Annotated in this window: 25 protein-coding genes; 11 read left to right on the top strand and 14 right to left on the bottom strand. The window is 61.5% G+C overall.

All coding sequences use genetic code 11. The annotated features are described in order from the left end of the window. The first annotated feature begins 69 nt into the window (after positions 1-69). Positions 70-384 (top strand): hypothetical protein, encoded by a 315-nt coding sequence (locus tag B2G88_RS10745; protein ID WP_054862549.1) that lies wholly within the window; start codon positions 70-72, stop codon positions 382-384. A 52-nt stretch (positions 385-436) separates the two neighbouring features. On the opposite strand, the gene B2G88_RS10740 is transcribed toward B2G88_RS10745, so the two are convergent. The 3 genes from B2G88_RS10740 to B2G88_RS10730 form a co-directional block, all read right to left on the bottom strand. Beyond that, positions 437-775, bottom strand: coding sequence for a DUF7853 family protein (locus tag B2G88_RS10740; RefSeq protein WP_054862548.1), 339 nt, complete (start codon positions 773-775; stop codon positions 437-439). 151 nt (positions 776-926) lie between these two features. Next, positions 927-1,490, bottom strand: a complete 564-nt coding sequence (locus B2G88_RS10735) for an NUDIX hydrolase (protein ID WP_087714755.1) — start codon at positions 1,488-1,490, stop codon at positions 927-929. A gap of 44 nt (positions 1,491-1,534) precedes the next feature. Further along, complete coding sequence (locus tag B2G88_RS10730; protein ID WP_245835351.1) at positions 1,535-2,488, bottom strand: diacylglycerol/lipid kinase family protein; 954 nt, start codon at positions 2,486-2,488, stop codon at positions 1,535-1,537. Between the two features lie 78 nt (positions 2,489-2,566). Here B2G88_RS10730 and B2G88_RS10725 point away from each other — a divergent pair, with 78 nt between their 5' ends. Beyond that, positions 2,567-3,337, top strand: coding sequence for a PHP domain-containing protein (locus tag B2G88_RS10725; protein WP_087714753.1), 771 nt, complete (start codon positions 2,567-2,569; stop codon positions 3,335-3,337). A gap of 61 nt (positions 3,338-3,398) precedes the next feature. On the opposite strand, the gene B2G88_RS10720 is transcribed toward B2G88_RS10725, so the two are convergent. Next, complete coding sequence (locus B2G88_RS10720) at positions 3,399-3,812, bottom strand: Lrp/AsnC family transcriptional regulator (RefSeq protein ID WP_054862547.1); 414 nt, start codon at positions 3,810-3,812, stop codon at positions 3,399-3,401. A 102-nt stretch (positions 3,813-3,914) separates the two neighbouring features. Here B2G88_RS10720 and carA point away from each other — a divergent pair, with 102 nt between their 5' ends. Beyond that, positions 3,915-4,991, top strand: a complete 1,077-nt coding sequence (gene carA, locus B2G88_RS10715) for a glutamine-hydrolyzing carbamoyl-phosphate synthase small subunit (protein WP_087714752.1) — start codon at positions 3,915-3,917, stop codon at positions 4,989-4,991. Positions 4,992-5,045: 54 nt separating this feature from the next. On the opposite strand, the gene B2G88_RS10710 is transcribed toward carA, so the two are convergent. Continuing rightward, the gene (locus B2G88_RS10710) at positions 5,046-5,804 is read right to left on the bottom strand and encodes an SIMPL domain-containing protein (RefSeq protein ID WP_054862546.1); all 759 of its coding nucleotides are present in this window, start codon (positions 5,802-5,804) and stop codon (positions 5,046-5,048) included. A gap of 246 nt (positions 5,805-6,050) precedes the next feature. Then, the gene (purH, locus tag B2G88_RS10705; protein ID WP_087714751.1) at positions 6,051-7,685 is read right to left on the bottom strand and encodes a bifunctional phosphoribosylaminoimidazolecarboxamide formyltransferase/IMP cyclohydrolase; all 1,635 of its coding nucleotides are present in this window, start codon (positions 7,683-7,685) and stop codon (positions 6,051-6,053) included. Positions 7,686-7,862: 177 nt separating this feature from the next. Between purH and purB the strand changes: the two genes are divergently transcribed. Continuing rightward, positions 7,863-9,248, top strand: a complete 1,386-nt coding sequence (purB, locus tag B2G88_RS10700; protein WP_087714750.1) for an adenylosuccinate lyase — start codon at positions 7,863-7,865, stop codon at positions 9,246-9,248. Positions 9,249-9,688: 440 nt separating this feature from the next. Here the strand turns inward: purB and B2G88_RS10695 are convergent, their stop codons facing one another. Next, positions 9,689-10,777 (bottom strand): M20 family metallopeptidase, encoded by a 1,089-nt coding sequence (locus tag B2G88_RS10695; protein WP_087714749.1) that lies wholly within the window; start codon positions 10,775-10,777, stop codon positions 9,689-9,691. 165 nt (positions 10,778-10,942) lie between these two features. Between B2G88_RS10695 and B2G88_RS10690 the strand changes: the two genes are divergently transcribed. Next, positions 10,943-11,479, top strand: a complete 537-nt coding sequence (locus B2G88_RS10690) for a GNAT family N-acetyltransferase (protein WP_054862545.1) — start codon at positions 10,943-10,945, stop codon at positions 11,477-11,479. Positions 11,480-11,490: 11 nt separating this feature from the next. On the opposite strand, the gene B2G88_RS10685 is transcribed toward B2G88_RS10690, so the two are convergent. Both B2G88_RS10685 and lysA read right to left on the bottom strand, forming a co-directional pair. Then, positions 11,491-12,789 (bottom strand): hypothetical protein, encoded by a 1,299-nt coding sequence (locus B2G88_RS10685; RefSeq protein WP_054862544.1) that lies wholly within the window; start codon positions 12,787-12,789, stop codon positions 11,491-11,493. After that, positions 12,767-14,002 (bottom strand): diaminopimelate decarboxylase, encoded by a 1,236-nt coding sequence (gene lysA, locus B2G88_RS10680; protein ID WP_087714747.1) that lies wholly within the window; start codon positions 14,000-14,002, stop codon positions 12,767-12,769. Before lysA ends, B2G88_RS10685 begins: the two co-directional genes overlap by 23 nt. Before the next feature lie 170 nt (positions 14,003-14,172). Here lysA and B2G88_RS10675 point away from each other — a divergent pair, with 170 nt between their 5' ends. Both B2G88_RS10675 and B2G88_RS10670 read left to right on the top strand, forming a co-directional pair. Continuing rightward, entirely contained in the window at positions 14,173-14,478 is a 306-nt protein-coding gene (locus B2G88_RS10675) for an AbrB/MazE/SpoVT family DNA-binding domain-containing protein (protein ID WP_054862543.1), read from the top strand. Beyond that, positions 14,475-14,888 carry a type II toxin-antitoxin system VapC family toxin gene (locus B2G88_RS10670; RefSeq protein WP_054862542.1) on the top strand — a complete coding sequence of 138 codons (414 nt, stop codon included), beginning with the start codon at positions 14,475-14,477 and terminating at the stop codon, positions 14,886-14,888. The genes B2G88_RS10675 and B2G88_RS10670 overlap by 4 nt, the downstream gene beginning before the upstream one ends. 55 nt (positions 14,889-14,943) lie before the next feature. Here the strand turns inward: B2G88_RS10670 and B2G88_RS10665 are convergent, their stop codons facing one another. From B2G88_RS10665 to dapA, 3 genes are read right to left on the bottom strand one after another with little or no spacing between them, the layout of a single operon-like run. Then, positions 14,944-15,780 (bottom strand): 2,3,4,5-tetrahydropyridine-2,6-dicarboxylate N-succinyltransferase, encoded by an 837-nt coding sequence (locus B2G88_RS10665; RefSeq protein ID WP_054862541.1) that lies wholly within the window; start codon positions 15,778-15,780, stop codon positions 14,944-14,946. 53 nt (positions 15,781-15,833) lie between these two features. Then, positions 15,834-16,601: a 4-hydroxy-tetrahydrodipicolinate reductase gene (gene dapB, locus B2G88_RS10660; RefSeq protein WP_087714746.1), complete on the bottom strand. Its 768-nt coding sequence runs from the start codon at positions 16,599-16,601 to the stop codon at positions 15,834-15,836. Continuing rightward, positions 16,598-17,530 carry a 4-hydroxy-tetrahydrodipicolinate synthase gene (gene dapA / locus B2G88_RS10655; protein WP_087714745.1) on the bottom strand — a complete coding sequence of 311 codons (933 nt, stop codon included), beginning with the start codon at positions 17,528-17,530 and terminating at the stop codon, positions 16,598-16,600. The genes dapB and dapA overlap by 4 nt, the downstream gene beginning before the upstream one ends. A 399-nt stretch (positions 17,531-17,929) precedes the next feature. Between dapA and B2G88_RS10650 the strand changes: the two genes are divergently transcribed. From B2G88_RS10650 to B2G88_RS10640, 3 genes are all read left to right on the top strand, one after another. Further along, a complete protein-coding gene (locus B2G88_RS10650; protein WP_054862992.1) occupies positions 17,930-18,364 on the top strand; it encodes an ester cyclase in 435 nt (144 codons plus the stop codon). Positions 18,365-18,470: 106 nt separating this feature from the next. Further along, a complete protein-coding gene (locus tag B2G88_RS10645) occupies positions 18,471-19,280 on the top strand; it encodes a M48 family metallopeptidase (protein WP_087714744.1) in 810 nt (269 codons plus the stop codon). A gap of 93 nt (positions 19,281-19,373) precedes the next feature. Beyond that, positions 19,374-19,871: a LabA-like NYN domain-containing protein gene (locus B2G88_RS10640; protein ID WP_054862994.1), complete on the top strand. Its 498-nt coding sequence runs from the start codon at positions 19,374-19,376 to the stop codon at positions 19,869-19,871. A 19-nt stretch (positions 19,872-19,890) separates the two neighbouring features. Here the strand turns inward: B2G88_RS10640 and B2G88_RS10635 are convergent, their stop codons facing one another. After that, positions 19,891-20,073, bottom strand: coding sequence for a hypothetical protein (locus B2G88_RS10635; RefSeq protein ID WP_054862991.1), 183 nt, complete (start codon positions 20,071-20,073; stop codon positions 19,891-19,893). Positions 20,074-20,190: 117 nt separating this feature from the next. On the opposite strand from B2G88_RS10635, the gene B2G88_RS10630 reads away from it, so the two are divergent. Then, positions 20,191-20,682 carry a PUA domain-containing protein gene (locus tag B2G88_RS10630; RefSeq protein WP_087714743.1) on the top strand — a complete coding sequence of 164 codons (492 nt, stop codon included), beginning with the start codon at positions 20,191-20,193 and terminating at the stop codon, positions 20,680-20,682. A 33-nt stretch (positions 20,683-20,715) separates the two neighbouring features. On the opposite strand, the gene B2G88_RS10625 is transcribed toward B2G88_RS10630, so the two are convergent. Then, the gene (locus B2G88_RS10625; protein WP_054862990.1) at positions 20,716-21,432 is read right to left on the bottom strand and encodes a phosphatase PAP2 family protein; all 717 of its coding nucleotides are present in this window, start codon (positions 21,430-21,432) and stop codon (positions 20,716-20,718) included. Positions 21,433-21,581: the final 149 nt, after the last annotated feature.

The raw sequence follows: 21,581 nt of genomic DNA, 5'->3' as shown, positions 1-21,581 counted from the left end.
CCGGACGCAGTCACCCGCCGTCGCAGGCTGAACCGTGAGTGCTATCACCACGGACTCGAAAGTGCAACTGTGACTTCGAACTCGAGTGATGACGGCGGATACGTCCACGATCCGTCAGCGTTCGACGATGACGGAAGCCCTCGAGACGATGATCGTGATAGGGACTCACCAGACGACGGGCCGGTCCATCCCGCTGCCGTCAACCGTGAGTTCGATTGGCGCGGCTGGACGCTGATCGGCGTTATCGTCTTTGCGTTCATTGTTGCGCCGGTGACCATCCTCTTGCTCCCACCCGCAGACTACCTCTTTGCACTGATTATTCTCCCGCTCGCACCGGCTGTGTTGCTCGCGGTGACTGCTGTCTGGGCGACGACGCGGCCCTGAAAACAACTGGGAAGCACTGTCTACGGACGATTTTCCGCGAAAATTGGAGTCGTTACTGCTCGGCCTCGAGGTCGGCACACTCCTCGAGATCGAGGCGGTCTGTCAGCGTCTCGATGACAGCCGATCCATGTGCGGCGTCGTCAGCCGGTGTTCCCTCGCGCTCGATGTAGTCGCTCAGGACGGTCTCGAGTTGGCGTGCCTGATAGCTGGTAAACGTATTTTCCTCATCAAATTCGACGGTCTCGAGGGCTGCAAGCACCCACGAGGATGGTGTGTCGCCGTCATCGATCTGGTCATCGGCGTAGCTGACGAGGGCGTGATGAACGATCCACTGTTCGTCTCGCGAGAGGTCGATGTCGTACGTCTCGGCTTCCGGTGGTTGGGAACTCATTTCGTCACACGGACCGGTTCTGTCGGTCCTCACCCGACGCTACGGATGGGGGTACCATAAGCCTTGTTCCTCGGTAACTGTTGTCATACGAGTTTGTGGACTCGAGCCCGCCCTCAACTGGTATGGAACCGAAACAGACGCGGCAGAACGGCTACTGCTGAACGTCACGTCGCATTGCGATTTCGAACCACGGGCAGAGCCGCAGTTGGCGATACCACTCCGGATTCTCGTGCAGGCGTTCGTACGGTACCCACATGAGACCAGCGACCTCCTCGGGGTCCGGCTCGAGGCTGCGATCCGTCAGCGTCAGTTTCAGGACCGCACAGACTTCGTGTTCGACACCGGCGTTCTCGAAGTAGCGCTTGTACTCGAAGCGATCAGTCAGGCGCACGTCGTCGTACTGATCCGGCGTAATTCCCAGTTCCTCCTCGAGTCGCTGGCGCGTCGCTTCCTCCTGGCTCTGGCCCTCGACGGGGTGGGAGGCAACGGTGCCGTCCCAGTAGCTCCCCCAGAGGCGTTTCTCGGGTGCGCGCTGGGCGAGCAAGATGTTACCCTCGCCGTCGAACACGAGCGAGGTGAACGCCCGATGTCGAATGCCATCGCCCGTATGGGCTTCGAGTCGATTGACGAGTCTCTGTTCGGTGTCGTCGGCATCGACGGCGATGACATCCTGTTTCGCGTTTTCGTGCTCGAGGTCGTCCGGTGGTACGCTCATACCTGCATACTCGGAGAGGGGCCTGAAACCAGTATCGCCTCGGCTCACTGCAGCGGCCACACGGACCCATCGGGAGTCGGCTGATAGCTATCGCCGACAGCGACCGTGAGTGCATTCGGCCGCGTCTCGAGCGACAGCGTCTCTGCCTCGAGCAGTTCACCATCGAGGCTGTACTCGAGGGCACCGTGTCGACTCTCGAGGGTGAGAAACGGCGTCTGGTATCGGACAATCGACGACTGCGGTCGACCGAGCAATTCCTCGAGAGCGACGTTTCCGAGCAGTTCACTCATGGATGCGTCTTCGATGATCGTGACTTCGAACTGCCCGTCTTCGACGTTCGCCTGTGCGGTTCGCCGGCCACCGAATCGCCGACAGTTGCCGACGAGGACGAACATCGCGGTACCCGCCCACGCTGCAGTCCCCTCGTCTGTCTCATCTGTCCGTACCCGAAGCGGGAGTCCGTCGAACGAGCCGAGCGTATCGAGTGTCTCTTTCACGTAGGCGAGGACTCCCAACCTGGCTTTGCTCTCCGAGGACGTCTTCTCACTCGCCTGTGCAGTCACACCACCGACACAGGAGTTGACGAACACACGGTCGTTTGCAACCCCGAGGTCGATCCGACGGCGTCGTCCGTCTTCGATCACCGAAAACGCGTGTTCGAGCCCCTCGAGACCGATGTTCGACGCGAAATTGTTCCCAGTCCCGCTCGGAACGACGGCGAGCGTCGTCGACTCGAGGGCGTCAGCGGCGACGATACCGTTGACGACCTCGTTGACGGTGCCATCACCGCCTGCCGCCGCGATGAGCGCCTCGGATGACGAGTCTGCTGCCTCTCGAGCGAGGCGCATGGCATCGCCTTCGTGCGCAGTGTGGCGAACCGTAAAGCCGTGCTCGGCTGCGCGTCTGGAGATCGTCTCAGCGTGGTCACCGGACCCGCTAACGGGGTTGGAGATGAGAATGCGAGACCGATCAATCGACTGCTCGTCGCCCGCAGACATAGCGAGGCAGACGGCTGGGAAGCAAAAAAGGACGACCCCGGCGTATGCTTCACAACGTGGGGTCACCAAAGGGCTAGTATGTACGCTGTGGATCTGCACGCACACACCCGATTCTTCCACGGGCATCGGCGGTTGGGCGACCGATTCGATCCCATCGGTGCTCGGCTGCTCGCGGCCGCAGCCAGCTATCGCGGCCTCGACGGTGTCGCCACCACGAATCACGACTACTACACGCCGGCGTCGTCTACCGCGGTCTCGGTCATTCCCGGCATCGAAATCTCGACGACACACGGCCACGTCCTCGTGGTCGGTCCCGATCCGCCGACCGAGACCGTCCCGCTCGAGCATACGCCGATGGAAGTCGTCGAGATGGCACACGACCGCGGCTGTGCGGCGATCATCGCGCATCCGTATCGCAACAGCGAGGTGGCAGCGACTCGGTTCGCGGAGCTGCCGTTCGACGCAATCGAAATCAACGGCAAACATCCCCGCACGCAACCCCTGGTCGAACGGATTGCTGAGGCGGCCGGTCTTCCCATTGTTGGCGGCAGTGATGCACACTTCCCGTTCGAAGTTGGACGAGCCTATACCCTGATCGACGCCGACGACTGCACGCCCGAGTCAGTCGTCGATGCGATTCGAGATGGCCGCGTCGAACCACGAGTCGAAACCGGACCAGTTGATGAACTCCTCCGGCGTGGCTACCGTCGCATTCACGGCCGAAAACATCCTGACTCCCCTCTTTCGTGTTCACCGACAGAACTGACACAGATTGCTGCTCGAGAGGACTCCTGGCTCCCGCCACTCAGTGCAGAGCTCATCGAGCGCCTGCGACGTGACGAATTGTGAATATCGAAACGGCGTGTGAGGTGGCGGTGGCGACTCGCGACCCCTGTTCCATCGAGAACCCTCACCCGAGCTGTTTCTCGAGGATCAGCCGCGTTTTCGTGCTGACGACCTCCTCCTGATCGCGGGCTTTCGTAATGAGATCATTTACCCCGCGCGTGTCCGCGGCGTCGACGACGAGGACGATATCCTGTTCGCCCGAGACCATCCAGACGCGGTCGACTTCTTCCCACTCGGCCATTCGCTCGGAGACAGCCTTGGTGTCTACATCGACCGCAACGCCGATCTCGAGCATGGCCTGAACGTTGCCCGTCCGGGTCGAGATGGTAAAGCGTTCGATCACGTTATCGTCCATCATACGTTCGACGCGGTTGCGGACGGTTCCCTCGCTCGTTTCGACTTCGTCTGCGATCTCGGTGTAGGGCGTCCGGGCGTCTCGCCGGAGGATATCGAGGATCTGTCGGTCCAGCTCGTCCATGGAGATGCGACGATACGGAGAGCGGGCACTTACCGATTACGAATTTCGTAATTGAGCTTCGAAGACAACACTTATGTTGGTGGGATCAATACGTAGTTCGTAATGACAGAAGCGTACGTTGCACTGGAAGGCGGCCACGTCATCGAGGGTCGTGGACGTGCTCCGGGCACCGCTCGCGGGGAACTGGTTTTCACCACAGCATATACCGGCTACGAAGAGAGTCTCACCGACCCATCCTACGAGGAGCAGATTCTGACCTTCTCGTACCCGTTGATCGGCAACTACGGCGTCCGAGAAGAACGATTCGAGGACGACCGCATCCACCCACGCGCTGTCCTCGCAAAGGAACTCACCGAAGACGTCGCCGAGTGGCTCGAGGCAGAAGGTGTCCCAGCCGTCGACCACCTCGACACCCGCGAAGTCGTCACTGACATCCGCGACGAGGGGGCGATGAAATGCGGCATCGCCGTCGGCGATGACGTCACCGAAGACGACGCACTCGAGCAACTCGAGCAGTGCAAGGGGATGAGCGAACACACCGACATCGGCGCACAGGTCAGCGTCGACGAACCCGAAGTCTACGGCGCTGACAACGACGGCGAAACCGTCGCCCTCGTCGACTGTGGCGCGAAAGGCTCGATTGTCGACTCGCTGGTCGCCCGCAACGCCGAGGTCCACGTCCTGCCGTACGACGCAAGCGTTGCCGACGTCGAGGCCGTCTCTCCCGACATTCTCTTTATCTCGAACGGCCCCGGCGACCCAACGAACTACCAGCAGGCAATTAGCCTCGTCGAGGAATTCGTCGCGGACACGCCCGTCGCCGGCATCTGTCTCGGCCAGCAGATCGTCGCCGAAGCCCTCGGCGGCACCACCGAGAAGATGACCTTTGGCCACCGCGGCGTCAACCAGCCAGTGCTCGACCTCGAGTCCGGAAAGGTCGTCATGACCACGCAGAACCACGGCTACACCGTCGCCGATCCCGGCGAACACCTCGAGATTACCCAGATCAACGTCAACGACGACACGCCCGAAGGGATCGACGGCGTCGACTACGACGTCATCACCCGCCAGTACCACCCCGAAGCCAACCCCGGCCCAGAGGACACCCTCGACTTCTTTGATGACGTCCTCGCAATGGGCGATACGCGAGCAACGACGGCCGTTCCCGCCGACGACTGAGACCGCACCCGTCCCAATTTTTGTTTCGTTCGTTTTCGAGAGCTGAACCCGGAGTTAGGCGTCCGTAAAGCCGTAACTGACGCTGACGCTCGCAGTCACGCTCACCGGATCGGCGTCGATTTCCGTCCCTGTTGCGGCGGCGTCGTCTGCAGCGAGCATGTCCTGACCGGCATCGTATCGGACGGAGTGAACGCGAACGTCGCTCGTCGTGACGGAGTTCGTGCCCGTTAGTTCGACGCCACGGTTCGTTGCAACGTGTTCGGCTTCGTTGTCTGCACGCTCGAGGGCGGCGTCGATTGCGTCGGTTCGCAAGTCGTCGCGCGTTTCCTCGGCCAACGTGAAGTTGACGCGGCCGATATTGTCAGCGCCCGCTTCGACCGCGGCGTCGATGACCTCGCCGACCCGGTTGGTGTCCTCGAGCGTCACGTCGAAAGAGCGGACGCCGCGGAACTCCTCGACGTCGTCGTCACGGTTGTGTACCGGGGTGACGCGGTACTGGCCCTCCTCGACGTTGTCCTCCGGAATCTCGAGGTCCTCGAGTGCGTCGCGCAGTTGCTCGGCATCGGCGGCGAGTTCGTCAGTCGCCGCTTGGGAACTGTCGCCGCGTGATTCGACGCCGATGGAGAGTTCGGCCTCATCGGGGTCCGTCTCGACGTCGCCCTCCGCGCTGACGGTAATCTCTCGGTCTGTCACGCTGCCGGTTTCAGCACCCGACCCCGGTTCGTCATCCGTGCTGAGTACGTTCCCGGTACAACCCGCTGTCGTCGCTGCGACGCCAACGCCTGCCGCTGCGAGAAACTGTCGTCGGTCCATACAGTACCCTTGGATCGACACACCAAAATCACCTCGGGTAGGTGAAATGAGTCTTTTACTCTCGAGTCGCGTCGCTCGTCTCTCAAGTTTCAAAACGACTTCGCGTTCGCTCAGTCGTGTCTGAACGACCGCTGTCCCGTAAACGCCATCGCTGATCCACCTTTTTCCGCTCGGGTTCACTTCGTTCACCCTCACGCAAAAATCTGGGCCAAAAAGCTGCTCACTCACTTCATTCGTTCGCAGATGCTAATCGTGACGGAACGACCGCTGTCCCGTAAACGCCATCGCGATGTCGTGTTCGTTCGCGGCTTCGATCACGTCGTCGTCGTTGACCGAGCCACCGGGCTGGACGACCGCCTCGATGCCCGCCTCGGCGGCCTCCTCGAGACCATCTGGGAACGGGAAGAAGGCATCTGAAGCCATCACTGCGCCCTCGGCGTCCTTGCCCTCGGCGTGTTCGTCGGCCTTCATCGCCGCGAGGCGGACCGCGTCGACTCGAGAGACCTGTCCCATGCCGATGCCGACCGTCTCCGTCCCGTCTGCAAAGAGGATGCCGTTCGATTTGACGTGTTTGAGCGTCTGCCACGCGAAGGTCATCGACTCGAGTTCCTCCTCGGTGGGTTCGCGGTCGGTAACGACCTCGAGGTCGTCGACCGAAATCGACTGCAGGTCGCGCTCCTGAACGAGTCGACCGCCGACCAGCGGCTTCTCGGTGAACCGTTCGGTGCGCTCGCCCAGTTCACCAACGTCGAGTACACGCAGGTTATCCTTCTCGAAGAGGACCTCGAGGGCGTCCTCGCTGTAGCCAGGGGCGACGACGACCTCTTTGAAGGAGTCGATGATCTGCTCGGCGGTCGCGGCGTCACACTCGCGGTTGAGCGCGACGATGCCGCCGAAGGCGCTCATCGGGTCCGTCGAGAGCGCCTTCTCGTAGGCCTCGGCGAGCGAATCCGCTGTCGCGCAGCCTGCGGGATTGGTGTGTTTGATGACTGCCGCCGCGGGCTCGTCGAACTCTTTGATGAGGTTGAGCGCGCCGTCGGCGTCGTTGTAGTTGTTGTACGAGAGTGCCTTCGCGCCCTCGTTCAGCTGATCGGCGTGGATAACGCTCGCCTCGTCACAGGTGTAGTCGGCGTAGACCGCCGCGTCCTGATGCGGGTTCTCCCCGTAGCGGAGCGTGTCGAGTCGGTCGCTCGAGACGAGTCGACGGGACGGAAGCCCATCATGGTCGTCATCTCCCACGGTAGCGACATCGCTATCGACCGAGACCTCGCCCGCCTCGAGATCCACGTCGACTGCGCCCTCCGCGAACCACTTCACCGCCCGCGGGTACGCGCGGAACTCGCCCTCGTAGAGGACGCGCTCTTTCAGGCTCTCGGCGTCGTCGCCCTCGTAGACCGGAATCGGCTCCTGCGTGACGATTGGGCCGCCGTCAACTTCGTTCTCGAGGACCTCGCCATCCTCGTCAGTCGCGTCCGTCACGACGTGGACTGTACAGCCCGTGACCGAGACATCCGCCTCGAGTGCATCGCCCCAGGCGTCCATGCCGGGGAACGCGGGCAGCAAGGAGGGGTGCACGTTCAGCGTCGTCGGCGCGTCGTCGAGGAACGTCTCCGAGAGAATACGCATGTAGCCGTCCAGACAGACCAGGTCAAACTCGTAGTCCGACAGGGCCTCGAGCACAGCTTCCTCGTGCTCGCTGCGGCTCATGTTGCCCTGTGGGACGACTTCGGTCGGAATCCCGCGGTCGGCTGCGGCCTCGAGTACTGGCGCGTCCTCACTGTTCGTCAGTACGACGGCGAGGTCGGCTCCGCCCGGTTGTCGGTCGGCGATGTTCAACAGATTACGCCCTCGGTTGCCGGCCATCCCGGCGATTCGCGTCATACTAGCATGGCCAGCCGCGAACGGGAAAGCCGTTGCGGTCTTTCGGCCCGAAGTATTCACGTTCGTGTATTACACACTCGAGAATAGTCCACAGGATGCTCGAGATGTGCACGCTCGTGGCCCTTTCGGGAACCGGCTTTCGACACGCTTTTGGACCGCGCTGGAAAGGGTCGCACAATGACCGAAACTGACGCACTGTACGCCGTCTCGCCGCTGGACGGGCGCTACAGTGGCCGGACCGCACCGCTGTCGCCGTACGCGAGCGAAGCCGCGCTTATGCGCGCTCGCGTCCGCGTCGAAGTCGAATATCTGATCGCACTCGCAGACCTCGAGGCCACGCCGCTAGAAATCGGCCTCGAGGAGCGCAAACACCTGCGCGGACTGTACAAACACTTCGCCGAAGAGGACGCCCAATTAGTCAAAAAACTCGAGACGGAGGGCCACGCTGAGTTCGATGCGACAAATCACGACGTGAAGGCAGTCGAGTACTTCATTCGGCACCATCTCGACGAGGATAGCAACGCCTCGGCCTGGATCCACTTCGGGCTGACCAGCGAGGACGTGAACAACCTCGCCCACCGGCTGCTCGTCAGTGACGCCGTCTCGGAGGTGCTCCTGCCGGAACTGTACGACCTGCAGGACACCCTCGCCGAGATGGCCCGCGAGCACCGCGATCTGCCGATGCTCGCGCGAACGCACGGCCAGCCCGCGACACCGACTACCTTCGGCAAAGAGATGGCCGTCTACGCCTCCCGACTTGGGCGTGCAACGGGGCGCATCACGGCAGCAGCCGACGACCTGCGCGGCAAACTCGGCGGCGCATCCGGCACCTACGCCGCCCACGTCGCGGCCTACCCCGATGTCGACTGGCAGGCGTTCGCAAACGAATTCGTCACCGAGGGACTCGGCCTCGAGTTCGAGCCACTCACGACGCAGGTCAACCCGTGTGACGACCTCGCGGCCGTCTTCGACGCCTTCCGCGGCGCGAACGACGTGCTGCTCGACCTCGATCTGGATATGTGGCTCTACGTCTCGGATCGCTACCTCGGTCAGGAAGCCGTCGAAGGCGAAACCGGCTCCTCGACGATGCCTCACAAGGTCAACCCAATCGACTTCGAGAACAGCGAAGGGAACCTCTCGAAGGCCAACTCGGATCTCACGTTCCTCGCCGATTACGTCACCACCTCGAGACTACAGCGTGACCTCTCCGATTCGACCGTCAAACGCAACATCGGCTCGGCCTTCGCTCACTGCCTGATCGGCTACACCAAGGCCGCTGCCGGCCTCTCGAAGGTCGTCCCCAACGAACACGTCATGCGCGACGACCTCGAGTCGACCCCCGAAATCATCGGCGAGGCCGTCCAGACGATCCTCCGCCGTGAGGGGCAGGAAGACGCCTACGAGCAAGTCAAAGCCCTCACGCGCGGGAAATCGGTGACGCTCGAGGACTTCCGAGAGCTGTTCGACGACCTCGAGGTAGACGAGTCGGTTCGCGAGGAACTGCGCGCGCTGACGCCGACCGGCTACACGGGCGTCGCGGACGAACTGGTCGACGACGTATAGAGAAGTTAATACTCTCTATCTCAGATTTTGAGTGCCCCCGAGTGTCGACTCAAGGCTTCAGTGAGTTGGTTGGGAAGGGTGCCGGCTTGATCGCACAGCCACAGTCGCTTCATAACGTGTCCTCCAGTGTCCTTCGTCGGTAGCCGGAGGCAGAGCCAAAAGAACGGTTCGGGGATCACACTGCACGACGAGACGAGCTACCCAGACGCCTCGCAACCCATACTATCATATATTCAACCATCGTCGTATACCAAGACAATGGTTGAAAGGATGTTTCTGCTTCTCTTTTTCGCTGTAGCGCTCATACCGGCGCTAGCTGGACTCTACGGACTGCATGTGTGGAACGCGGATGCTGAAGAAAACGAGGATCAAGAATCGCAGTAGCGTCAGTGTGCGATTGTGAGTGTTCCAGTCGTCCCGACCGAGACGAGCACTCGAGGCTACGATACCAACTCGTCGATGGCGTCTGTGAGGACATTCGCGGCCGTCTCGATATCCGAGAGCCGAACGTACTCTCGCTCGGCGTGGGCAACGCCACCCTCCGCGTCCGAGAGCACGCCCGGGCCGAAGACGACAGTCGGCGCGTGGGTCGCAAAAAAGCCAGCCTCGGTGGCCGCGCCGAACGGGCGGACTTCGCCGCCGCTTTCGTCCGCCAGCGTTCGAACCAGCGGGTCGTCCGAGTCCGTCACGAATGCCTTCGGGAACGGCGTATCGGGGCGAATGAGGTCGATTGACACCTCGAGCGCATCCGGAACGCGCTCTTCGAGAGAGTCCTCGAGATCCACTCGGAACGACTCGCTCGTCTCCGGTGGGACGCTGCGCCGGTCGAACGTGAGCGTCGCAGCGTCGGGCACGCGATTCGGCGCGTCGCCGCCCTCGAGCATCGTCGCCGTCAGTTTCGGTTCGCCGAGCACGTCGTCCGCGCCCGGTCCGGCCGCCTCGTCGTAGCTCCGGAGGGCTTCGAGCACGCTCGAGAGGCCGAAAACGGCGTTTCGGTCGGCAGGCACCTTCGCGGCGTGGCCGCTCTCGCCCTCGATAGTGATCGTCCCCTCGCACTGGCCGCGGGCGGCGATACAGACGTCGAGATCGGTTGGCTCGCCGACGATGAAGCCGTCGGCTGCGGGGGCCAGCGTCTCCTCGAGTTCCGCCGCACCGGTCATCAGCGTCTCTTCGTCGGTGGTGATCGCGAGGGTCAGTGTCCCGGCCTCGGGTTCGATGCGCAAAAACGCGGCGAGAAGGGCGGCAAGCGGTCCCTTCGCGTCGCAGGCCCCGCGCCCGCGGACGATGTCGCCCTCGCGCTCGTAGGGGACGTGCGGAGCGACGGTGTCGATATGGGTGTTCAGGACGATATGCGGACCCGTCGCGTCTGCAGCACCGCGACGCGCGAGGACGTTTCCGAGATCATCGACCTCGGACTCGAGGCCGGCGTCCTCGAGCGTGTCGACCAGTAGCTCGCGCATTTCGGTCACGTCCTCGTGTGAGGGCGTCGAGACGGCGTCGGCGTGGAACTGGGCGATATCGAGCGTCATCTGAATTGGATTAGATGTGTAGTCAACTGCTGACGGACCACACGGGTTGTGTAGTGGTTATAGATGCTATCGATTTAAGCGTCCGCTTTCGTCTCACTGTGGACGGAAGAGTGGATGTGGTTGTCCATCGTATCGATTATAGCCGTCGACTGGCTAGACCAAGCAATGGTCTCGATCAGGTTTGTGGACGCATCAGCACGCGAGCGCGAGCAAGCAGCGATCCGACAGCTACTGGTCGATGCTGATGAGTCGTTCGTCCCGCCGCTGACGGGTGCCAACCGAGCGACTGTCTCTCGCTCAGATGACGAAGGCGGTTCCACCGATATTGACGGCTATGTCGACCGATGTGTCTCTCGACCACTGCTTGGTGCGTTCGACGGCGACGATCTGGTCGGATTCAGTTCGTTTCACGAACTCACGACTGCTGATGCACTCGAGGGATATACTCCTGCGACACACGTCGAAATTCTCATTGTGGACGAGGGGTTTCGAAACCGCGGCATCGCAACGCGACTCTATCGGGCACTCCTCGAGGAGAACGTTCCTGCCAGCCACAGACACCCATACGTCGCAACAAAAACCTGGAGCACGAATCACGCACACATCGCGATTCTCGAGGAGTTATCCTTCGAGTGTGTCGAGCGGCTTCCAGATGATCGGAAACCGGGCGTCGACACGGTCTATTACGCACGTCACGTGTAATGGTTGATTCGTCACTGACAGCGCTGTCGCTCCGGCCAGAGGACAACCCAGATCGACGCAATACTGAGAAGGAGAACAAATCCGATTGCGTGTGGATACCAGGCTGGCGAGACCGTCAAATTGATCGCTTGGAGTCCGCCAACGAAGACACCCAAGAATCCGAACATCGACGGGACAATCTGACGCACGGCGACATGTCTGGTGTTTCGCCGGACCCGAACGACATCATCACAGAGCGCCCCTGCCGCTTCGCGTTCGGTCGCTGGCAACAGAATAACACGATCTTGAACGTCGGTTGGGTCGATATCCTCGTCAGTCTTGATGAGGTGACTTTCCGCTGAGAGTTCATAACACCGCACTGACCGTGTCTCTCCATCGACAATAAGGTCGACCCGATCACCATCGTCGATGCCAAGACTTCGCATCGTCTCACGGTTGACGCGAGCACTGTTGCGCCCTTCATCGGCGTTCAAGCCGAGCATTACGCGCAGTTGAATCTCGTGAAAACCAACTGCAGCGTCGAACACTCGGTGAACACCGTTCCGAAACCGGTTCCGAAGCCCAGAGAAGCGTCCGTGTTCATCATCGGTCGGACCGGTTTCAGTCGGTAAGCGAAGGTGTATCGTTCGAGAGACAGCACCTGTCGCTCGTGATTCGATTTCAGCACGCAGTAACTTCCGTGATCGGGTGCTGAGTGATATCTCTGTCGGATCGAGTTCTGGCTCGGCACGAACAGTCGTTCGTAATCGACCACCGGTTACTGGAGTGTACAGCTCCACATCGTCGCCATCAGTTGCGCCGATTCGCTCGAGGGCAGTTGGATGAACCCGACATTCGCCGTCACGGGTGCTTTCGGTTCGAGTCGAGAAGCGAACAACCGTTAGCGGCCCAGAATCAGGATTTTCGACCGGTTCGAGTTCGAGGACAGAGCCGTCGGCATCCGGGAGCCGATCAATCCGTTCTCGAACGTTGCGGCGCAGATACGCATCCGGAACCTCGGAACTCGTAGTAACCGGGTCGTAGGTGTCGGAAAATGATAACGCGTACAGCGGTACAGCTAACTCGCTCTCAGGTGCTGACACGCGAACGTATCCAGATGTAGCATCCGCTGGGAAGAGTTGGGCGGCCGTGGCTGGCGGGAGGACAAGTACGTCCTTGAACTTGTCCTGACTCAACTCGAAGTCAGCAGGTGTAAATCGGCGTCGTGACCAAACCCGAACGCGGTGTTCTCCCTCATTGCTGTCGGTACCCGCGGTCTCGACGCTAACAGCAGCGCCATTGCGACCGCTACTGCTCGAGTCGCGTGACATCCTCGAGTGTCTCCCGTCGCCGGCCGATGCGAGCCTCGCCGTCCTCGAGGACGACCTCGGCCGGCTTTGGCTGCGAGTGGAACTGATTCGCGAGTTCGTAGCCGTAGGAGCCGGCGTTGCCGATTGCGAGGATATCGTTGCGTTCCGGTCGTGCAATCGGTCGGTCGTGGGCGAAGACATCCGCGCTGGTACAGACCGGACCGCCGACGGTGACCTCGAGCGGCTCGCGGTCGGGCGCACTGACGTTCAGCATCGGGTGGTAAGACCCGAACATCGCCGGCCGGATCAGTGTCGAGAGACTGGCGTCGACGCCGACGACGGTCGTATCGGGGGCTTCCTTGATCGTGTTGACCTCCGTGAGGATCAGCCCCGCGTCGGCGACGATGTAGCGGCCGGGTTCGAGTTTCAGTTGGGCCTCAAGGTCGCCCACTGCGTCGCGGACCATGTCCGAGGTTTTCGCGAGGTCCAGCGGCGCCTCGTCCTCACGATACGGGACGCCGTAGCCGCCGCCGATGTCGACGAATTCCAGTTCGTCGTCGCCGACGCGGCGAGCCATGTCGCCGACGCGCTCGATTGCGCGGCAGTGGTCCTCGAGGTCGTCGGTCAGAACGCCACTCCCGGCGTGGGCGTGGATGCCGACCAACTCGAAGTCTTCGCGCACGCGGTCTGCGACCTCGGGGACGCGCTCGTAGGGGATGCCGAACTTCGCGTCCGCGCCGGTCGCGACCTTCTCGTGGTGGCCCGTCCCGATACCCGGATTGATTCGGATCGCGATGCGGCCGTCGTAGCCGCGCTCGTTGAGGCGCTCGAGTGTGTCGAGTGCACCGATTGTAATCGTGAGTTCCGGATTCTCTGCGCCCAACTCTGTGGCGTAATCGAGGTCGTGCGCCGGCGGGTTCACGGCGGTGTACTGCAGTTCGTTCGGGTCCGCGCCTGCTTCAATCGAGCGCTGGAGTTCCCCCCAGGCCGCACACTCGATGGTACCGCCGGCCTCGAGAACAGCCTCGAGCACCGCCTTCCCGGTGTGGGCCTTCGCGGCGTACATGACGTGTGCGTCCGGAAACGCGTTCGAAAAGCGGGTATAGTTCGCTTTCACCCGGTCGCAGTCCATCACGTACAGTGGCGTCTCGTACTCGGTCGCGAGAGACTCGAGTCGCTCGAGGTCCCAGTCGTCGAGCCGGCGGACAGCCGGTGACTCGGCGTTGTCGGTCATTACCCGCTTCAAGTGACCGCGAGGATTCAAGCGTTTGGGTTCGACGTTGTGTGTCCGCCGTCGCAGAGTGTGTGGAGATGATGTCGTCACCAGTGTCCTCGAGTTTGTCGACATCGCCCGGTTAGCGAACCAGAAACAGAATTAAGTAATTCGGAATAGAAGTATTACTTATGTCGAGTAATACCAATGGCGAAGAGCGCATCGTCTCTGTCACCGAAAAAGGACAGGCGACGATTCCGAAGCAACTCCGGGAGAAACACGGAATTCCTGCACCAGGACGAGTCAAATTCGTTGAGAACGAAGACGGGGAAATCGTCGTTCACCCAGTGGGTTCGATGCGCGAGTTCCGCGGTCTCGAGCGCGATGGCGACGAGGACCGGCCTGCAACAGCAGTTCTTCGCGAGGAACGCGACCGTGATAAACAGCGAGCGGATGATTTCGTCGAGCGCTTTTCCAGCGAGTCGGAGGACCCATGACTGAGACGATTGTCTTCGATACGGAGCCGCTCATCGCCTACTTGGACGACGAACCAGGCAGTGATACTGTCGAAGCGTGGATCGACCGTGTTGCGTCCGGCGAGGTCGAGGGATACGTCAGTCCGGTGACGAAAACGGAGGTCCTCTACGTCGGTTCTCGCGTTGGATTCCGTCCTGGGGCTGTCCGAGCAAGCCTCGAGCGTCTCGAAGAGTTGGGTGTCACAGTCTCCGATCCGCGAGCGTGTTGGGACAGTGCAGCTGCCCTCAAAGAAGCGTACACGATGGCACTCGGCGATGCATATGCGCTTGCAACAGCTGACGCTGTAGGTGGGACACTTCTCGTCGGTGCCGACGACGATTTCGACGAGGTAGACGCCGACATCGTACGGTTCCGCGACGAGCCAGCGTAACGACTCGTCGACTCACCAGCACGGAATATATTGGACCGAAACAAACGTGCGGTCGTTACTCCCGCAGCGCGTCTTCTCGCTCAGTCGCCTCGAGCGTCTCTTCTTCGACATCGGTCGCGACGACGGCGGGCTTGAACGCGCCGCCCTCGAAGAGGTCGTGATCGCTGACGGAGGATTCGACGAAGCGCGTGAACGCACGGCGGTTTGCGGGCAGTTCGCCGTAGATGACCTTTTCCTCGACGAGGTCGTAGACTGGAATTCGAGGCGTCAGCAGGGTGTTCTCGCCGACGATGCTGTTCTCGCCGACGACGAATCCAGAGGTGACGCGACAGCCGGCACCGAGGGAGACGTTGTCTTCAACGATGACCGGCGCGGACTCGACAGGCTCGAGCACGCCGCCGATGAGCGTGTTCGCGCCGAGTTTGACGTTCTCGCCGATCTGGGCGCACGAACCGACCGTGTCACAGGAGTCGACGAGCGTGCCGTCGCCGACGTACGCGCCGATGTTGACGAAGCTCGGGCTCATCATGATGCAATCAGACCCGAGGTACGCGCCGCGGCGGACGGCCGTCCCGTTCGGCGTGTTTCGGGTGCCCCGTTCGCCCAGGTCCTCGGTCTCTCGGAGCGGGAGCACGTCGTAGTGCTCGACGCCGCCGTACTCGAAGGCCCGATTCTCGCGCAGGCCGAAGTTCAGCAAAATGCCCTGCTTGACCCACTCGTTGGCTTCCCACTCGCCACCGCGCTTTTCGGCCGCGCGGATATCGCCGTCCTCGAGCGCGGACAGGAACGCCTCGAGCGTGGCGTGTTCGTCCTCGCCGGCGGACTGGGCGTCGACCTCGCCGTTCTGTTTGCGCTCCCACAGCGTCTCGATGTCGGTCTCGAGCGTACTCATAGCTGTCCGAGGATGGCGGGTGCAGGGCTAAAATTCCATCCATTCGCGCCGACTTATTCGGCGAGGACGTCCGCAAAGTCGTAGCTGCCGGGTTCGCAGTCAGCGAGCCAGACCGCGGCGTCGACCGCGCCGGCGGCGAAGACCCCGCGATCCTCGGCGCGGTGGGTCAGCCGGACCTCCTCGTGGTTGTCCGCGATGACGATTTCGTGCTCGCCGGTGACGTTCCCCGCTCGGAGGACGTGGACGCCGATTTCGTCTTCCTCGCGCGGATCGAAGCCTTCGCGGCCGTGTTTTCGGTCACTAAAGTCTCCGTTGGCTTCGATCTCCTCGAGCAAGCGGTTTGCCGTTCCGCTCGGCGCATCGCGTTTCTGGTTGTGATGGGTCTCGACGAGTTCCACGTCGTAGCCCGCCAGATCTTGGACGGCGTCGCCGACGACGTTGACGAGCGCCTGGACGCCACGGGCGAAGTTCGGCGCGTGAAGGAGCGGGGCGGCTTCGCTCGTCGCCTCGAGTCGCTCGCGCTGGTCGTCGTCGAAGCCGGTCGTGCCGGTGACGAAAGGGACGCTCGCGTTGGCACAGGCCTGGGCGTACTCGAGGGCGGACTCGGGGCCAGTGAAATCGATCACGGCCGTTGGCTCGTATTCGTGGACGAGGTCCGCGAACTCGTCGGCGGGTTCGACGGCGATGCCATCGACCGTCGCGCCGTCGGGGTCGCGATTGACCGCGAACGCGACCTCGCAGTCGTCGTGCGCGGCGACGGCGGCGATCACTTCCTGGCCCATCCGGCCCGTCGCGCCGGTGACGCCGATCCGAATCGTCATCGGTCGTCCTCCGCCGCGTCCACGTCCGCAACCGCAGCCGACGAATTCTCGAGATCCGCGAGCACGGCCTCGAGGTCGTCACGATACGCTTCGGACAGACGGGACAGCGGTTGGCGCATGCGGGCCGGGCCGTAGCCGCGGATCTGCATGGCTTCCTTGACCGGGATCGGGTTGGTCTCGACGAACAGTTCGCGGAACAGTGGGCCGAGTTCGTGGTGCAAATTCTGTGCGCGCGCGTAGTCGCCATCCAGTGCCGCGCCGACCATCGCGCAGGTTCGTTCGGGTTCGATGTTCGCCGCGACGCTGATCGCGCCGGTCGCGCCGACCGAGATCATCGGCAGCGTGAGCGCGTCGTCGCCCGACAGCACTGCAAAGTCCTCGTCGGTCGTCCGCTCGGCAATCTCGCCGATCTGACCGAGGTCGCCGCTTGCGGCCTTGTAGCCCGCGATGTTCTCGTGGCTCGCAAGTTCGACGGCCGTATCGGGTTCGATATTCCGGCCCGTTCTCGAGGGCACGTTGTAGACAATTTGTGGCACGTCGACGGCATCTGCAATCGTTCGGAAGTGCTCGAGCAGGCCGCGCTGTTCGGGCTTGTTGTAGTACGGCGAAATGAGGAGCAAGCCGTCAGCGCCTGCGTCAGCCGCGCGTTCGGACAACTCGAGCGCTTCGCGGGTGTTGTTCGAGCCGGTGCCCGCGATGACGGGCACGTCCTCGACGGCCTCGATGACGGCCTCGACGACGCGGACGTGTTCGTCATGGGTCAGCGTGGCCGATTCGCCGGTCGAGCCGACGGGAACGAGGCCGTCGACGCCGGCGGCCTCGAGTCGCTGGGCATCCGTCTGCAGTGTTTCGAAGTCGATTCGTTCGTCCTCGTCGAAGGGCGTACACATCGCCGGAAAGACGCCCTCGAAGTCGATTGGTGAACTCATGATGGTTGTGGTGGGTGTCGGTGGCCGCCGACCGTTCGTGGGTGGTGTGTCGGTTAGCAGCCTGTAGTAGTTGTTGATCGGTCCTCGCGCCGAATCGCGCCCGGAACGGGGTGCCACGCCCGCACTGAGCACATCAGTTGCTGCGTTTCAGGCGTTTCGAAACGGCGGAAAAACGAGCGGCGTCGCTTACGATGGGGTCGACACGTGGGGAAGCGACGCGACGCATACTCGAGCAACGAACGGCCGGAAACTTAGCCGTTATGACTTGGCGCAGTTGGTGCAAGCGAAACGAGGGGGTGAACTGGGCAACTCGCCTGTCAGTCGCGCTTTCCAGTCGCTCAGAGTATTCGTGAACAACCATTATCTTCTGAGCACGCCTGTAGGACAGCGGTGAGTGAGATGTTGCAAGTAGATCCCAGAGACATTGTTCAGCACGAAATCGAGGCGGTCTGGAACGACGAGGATCTCGAGGAAATCGACGAACTCGTCGCCGAGGAGTTCGTCTATCACAACCCGATGGTCGCCGAGGAGGTGCGCGGACCCGAGGAGTACCGCCAACTCGTCGAGAACTTCCGCGGTGCAGTGTCGGAGTTTCGTATGGAAATCGACGCACAGATCGCAGACGATGACAGCGAACTGGTTGCGACGCGGTTTCGAACGACCGGAATCCACGACCGCGAACTGATGGGCGTCGACCCGACCGGAAACGAGATCGATGTGACCGGCATGCTGTTCGACCGCATCGAAGACGGGATGCTCGTTGAACGGTACGTCAACGACGACGCGTACGGCTTCATGCGCCAGCTCGGGTTGATCGATCAGCACCCGTTCTGACCGCTCCAATCGCCATTTTCTCCACACGTTGGGCGTGTTACTAAGACACACACCGTGTCCGCTTCCCACGAGCTTTATAGGTTTGAATACGAATTACCCACCGCACATGAATAATACCGGCCTTAAGCTTCGGATGGCAGTCGTCGGAACCATCCTTTTTGCGCTGTACTTTGGCGCAGCGCTCGTCTTCAGTGAGATGTTCCAGGTTAGCCTCCTGCCAATACTGGCGATCAGCCTCGTTCTTCTCCCTGCAGCCCAGTACAAAATCGGCAAGTGGATGGCCCTTCGTGGCACCGAAGAGATGCCAGACGAAGGCCAGTATCGCCAGATCCACCAGATGACCGAATCTCTCGCTCGAGACATGGGTATGGACAAGCCCAAACTCGTCGTCCAAGATATGGGCGTTCCGAACGCCTTCGCGACTGGCCGCCGCGGTGCCGGCGTCGTCTGCGTCTCGAACGAACTCATTGGACTCTTAGACCGCGACGAACTCGAGGGTGTCATCGCCCACGAACTCGCCCATCTGGATAACCGTGATACGATCACGATGATTATCGGCCAATCCATCGGGATGATCGTGAGCTACGCGGTCTTCTTCCTGCTTCGCGACGACAACAACTTCCTCGTCGCCTACGCAGGTTCGGTCGTCGCCCAGATGCTGACGATGATCTTCGTGATGGCTATCTCGCGATACCGCGAGTACGTCGCCGACGACGACGCACGCCAGTACATCGGCAGCGGCGAACCACTCGCCCGCGCACTCGAGAAGATTTCCCGTGGCTCCGAAGGCCGCGAGTCCCGCATCGACGACAACGTCAGCGCGCTGTGCATTCTGAACGTTGACCGGAGCTTCCTCCAGCAGATCTTCTCGACGCACCCACCGACCGAAAAGCGCATCGAGAAACTCCGCAGCTAATCGACGCCGCAGATTTTTCACTCGAGTCTGGTGTCGACGAGCGCGTCGACTGAACGATACCCATTTTTACTGCTGGACACACCACATGTGGCTATGACCGAGATTCATTCCGACCAGCGTGTCGCCATGCTCGTGGACGCGCAAAATCTCTATCACACGGCACAGAGCCTCCACAGCCGAAATATCGACTATTCGTCGCTCCTCGAGAAAGGCGTTCAGGATCGAAAACTCACGCGCGCGATTGCCTACGTTATCCGCGCGGACTCGCCCGAAGAGGAGAGTTTCTTCGATGCGCTGGTGGATATCGGCTTCGAGACGAAGATCAAGGACATCAAAACGTTCGCTGACGGCTCGAAAAAGGCGGACTGGGACGTTGGGATGAGTTTAGACGCCGTAACGCTTGCAAACCACATCGATACGCTCGTCCTCTGTACGGGCGACGGTGACTTCTCTCGACTGTGTTCGCACCTGCGCCACGAAGGCGTCCGCGTCGAAGTAATGGCGTTTGAATCCTCGACTGCAGACGAACTCATCGAAGCCGCGGACTCGTTTCTCGATCTAGGTGAGCGTCACGAGACGTTCTTACTGTAGGCTGGTCCCACCCCTGTCGTTACTCTCCTCGAGACCGACACGCGTCTCGAGCCGTCACAGTCAATACGGCACCCGTTCCAACGAGCAGTGCTGCCCCAGTGAGACCGGCAATAAGAGACGGATCGAGCGTCGACGATCCAAGAAACGCCAACCCGCTGATCGCCAGGAGGCCAACTCCGAGGGCGATCTGTGTCAGATCCATTTCATACTCACGTATCCAGTCTGAGTATATAAAGTTCATGATATTTGATTGAACGCGTAAACGGCGTCGCTCGAGCAGGTCGAAGGGCTTTCGACGCCCCATCCCAAAGCGAGACTAATGACTGACGACACCAACGGCAACGCGGGTCTGCCGGCGCTGCGGACCATTGCAGACTATCAGTTTGGCGCAGGTGCAGGTGCCGCACTCTTTCCTCAGGCGGAAACCGACTCGCTTACGGTCAAACGCACCTCTTCAGGCCGACCACGACAAGTTCACGCCGAAGCGGGTCGACTCGTCTCTTTCGGCACTGACGGCCGGTTTACCCTCGGTCTCGAGGGCGGTCGACGCCTCGACGACGCCCTCGAGTATCCTGCCTACCGAGTCGTTATCGACGACGAAAGCGAACCGTTCGTCCGCGACGAGAAGAACGTCTTTTCGAAGTTCGTCCTCGAGGCCGGAAGCGAGATTCGGCCGGGCGATGAGGTGCTCGTTGTCCACGAGCGCGGCGAGTTGATCGCAGTCGGCCGGGCGGAACTGGATGCCGCCGCAATCGGCGAGTTCGAGACCGGCGTGGCAGTCTTCGTTCGCGAAGGCGCACCAGCACAGTAGTGTGGCGACGGGGAACTCGCAGTGTGAGCGCAGTTACGATGAGATCGCGCTGGGAGAGTGCTTCCTCGAGACCGGATAGTACCGCGCGACGAGTCCGGCAGCAACTGCGGCCCCACAGAGGACGAGCGCGTCCTGTGGACGGCCAGTGAGTACGCCACCGAGTGCGAGCGCACTTCCCAGCGCCAGCAGCGTTGGGACCGGTCTCGACACGCGCGTACGGATTACGAGCGTGCCAGCCAGATAGACGCCCCCGAGGGCGATCCCAGCCAGCACGTCACCGGGGTAGTGAACACCAAGTGCGACCCTCGAGAGGCCCACGAGGGCGATAACGCCCAGACAGCCGGCTACTCGCTGTCGGCGGGACCCAATTGAGGAGTCAACCGCGACGAGTCCCCAGAACACGGTCACAGCGATAGCGTGTCCACTCGGAAAACTCGAGGAGGTGAATCCAAGGCCGAGGTCGTACAGTACGGACAGTCCGGCGGGCAACAGTTCGGGACTGAACGGCGGCGTAACGGCGGGTCGAGGAACCGAAAACAACGGTTTGAGCGTCACGAAGAGGCCGTAGCCACCGATGATGATCCCTGGCCAGGTCATCGTTCGTGTCCGATTTCCGAACAGCGAGGCGGCGATAAGTCCTGGAATAATGACGTAGACGCTTCCGAGAAACGAGACAACGAGTAACGCAACCGCTAGCCAGACGGGAATCGCGTTCACGAGCGACTCGACAAGTGCCCCATCGAACAGCATTAGATTCACAAAACGGATCGCCAGCTAAAAGATTTGGAGTGGACTTTCCACCGTGGAAACTTCGCTCGGCGATTTATAAGCCCGCCTGTGATAGTGTCGACTGTATCCCGCCCCGACTGCCCCGCATCTCCGGCCGCGCCGTTCCCACC

Origin of the sequence: Natronolimnobius baerhuensis, assembly GCF_002177135.1 — an archaeon.
Classification (GTDB): Archaea; Halobacteriota; Halobacteria; order Halobacteriales; family Natrialbaceae; genus Natronolimnobius; species Natronolimnobius baerhuensis.
This window is presented reverse-complemented; position numbering and strand designations above follow the sequence as displayed.

Coding starts and splice junctions, on each gene's coding strand:
- B2G88_RS10740 (WP_054862548.1), bottom strand. CDS start 775: ATGAGTTCCCAACCACCGGAAGCCGAGACGTACGACATCGACCTCTCG.
- B2G88_RS10735 (WP_087714755.1), bottom strand. CDS start 1,490: ATGAGCGTACCACCGGACGACCTCGAGCACGAAAACGCGAAACAGGAT.
- B2G88_RS10730 (WP_245835351.1), bottom strand. CDS start 2,488: ATGTCTGCGGGCGACGAGCAGTCGATTGATCGGTCTCGCATTCTCATC.
- B2G88_RS10725 (WP_087714753.1), top strand. CDS start 2,567: ATGTACGCTGTGGATCTGCACGCACACACCCGATTCTTCCACGGGCAT.
- B2G88_RS10720 (WP_054862547.1), bottom strand. CDS start 3,812: ATGGACGAGCTGGACCGACAGATCCTCGATATCCTCCGGCGAGACGCC.
- carA (WP_087714752.1), top strand. CDS start 3,915: ATGACAGAAGCGTACGTTGCACTGGAAGGCGGCCACGTCATCGAGGGT.
- B2G88_RS10710 (WP_054862546.1), bottom strand. CDS start 5,804: ATGGACCGACGACAGTTTCTCGCAGCGGCAGGCGTTGGCGTCGCAGCG.
- purH (WP_087714751.1), bottom strand. CDS start 7,685: ATGACGCGAATCGCCGGGATGGCCGGCAACCGAGGGCGTAATCTGTTG.
- purB (WP_087714750.1), top strand. CDS start 7,863: ATGACCGAAACTGACGCACTGTACGCCGTCTCGCCGCTGGACGGGCGC.
- B2G88_RS10695 (WP_087714749.1), bottom strand. CDS start 10,777: ATGACGCTCGATATCGCCCAGTTCCACGCCGACGCCGTCTCGACGCCC.
- B2G88_RS10690 (WP_054862545.1), top strand. CDS start 10,943: ATGGTCTCGATCAGGTTTGTGGACGCATCAGCACGCGAGCGCGAGCAA.
- B2G88_RS10685 (WP_054862544.1), bottom strand. CDS start 12,789: ATGTCACGCGACTCGAGCAGTAGCGGTCGCAATGGCGCTGCTGTTAGC.
- lysA (WP_087714747.1), bottom strand. CDS start 14,002: ATGACCGACAACGCCGAGTCACCGGCTGTCCGCCGGCTCGACGACTGG.
- B2G88_RS10675 (WP_054862543.1), top strand. CDS start 14,173: ATGTCGAGTAATACCAATGGCGAAGAGCGCATCGTCTCTGTCACCGAA.
- B2G88_RS10670 (WP_054862542.1), top strand. CDS start 14,475: ATGACTGAGACGATTGTCTTCGATACGGAGCCGCTCATCGCCTACTTG.
- B2G88_RS10665 (WP_054862541.1), bottom strand. CDS start 15,780: ATGAGTACGCTCGAGACCGACATCGAGACGCTGTGGGAGCGCAAACAG.
- dapB (WP_087714746.1), bottom strand. CDS start 16,601: ATGACGATTCGGATCGGCGTCACCGGCGCGACGGGCCGGATGGGCCAG.
- dapA (WP_087714745.1), bottom strand. CDS start 17,530: ATGAGTTCACCAATCGACTTCGAGGGCGTCTTTCCGGCGATGTGTACG.
- B2G88_RS10650 (WP_054862992.1), top strand. CDS start 17,930: ATGTTGCAAGTAGATCCCAGAGACATTGTTCAGCACGAAATCGAGGCG.
- B2G88_RS10645 (WP_087714744.1), top strand. CDS start 18,471: ATGAATAATACCGGCCTTAAGCTTCGGATGGCAGTCGTCGGAACCATC.
- B2G88_RS10640 (WP_054862994.1), top strand. CDS start 19,374: ATGACCGAGATTCATTCCGACCAGCGTGTCGCCATGCTCGTGGACGCG.
- B2G88_RS10635 (WP_054862991.1), bottom strand. CDS start 20,073: ATGGATCTGACACAGATCGCCCTCGGAGTTGGCCTCCTGGCGATCAGC.
- B2G88_RS10630 (WP_087714743.1), top strand. CDS start 20,191: ATGACTGACGACACCAACGGCAACGCGGGTCTGCCGGCGCTGCGGACC.
- B2G88_RS10625 (WP_054862990.1), bottom strand. CDS start 21,432: ATGCTGTTCGATGGGGCACTTGTCGAGTCGCTCGTGAACGCGATTCCC.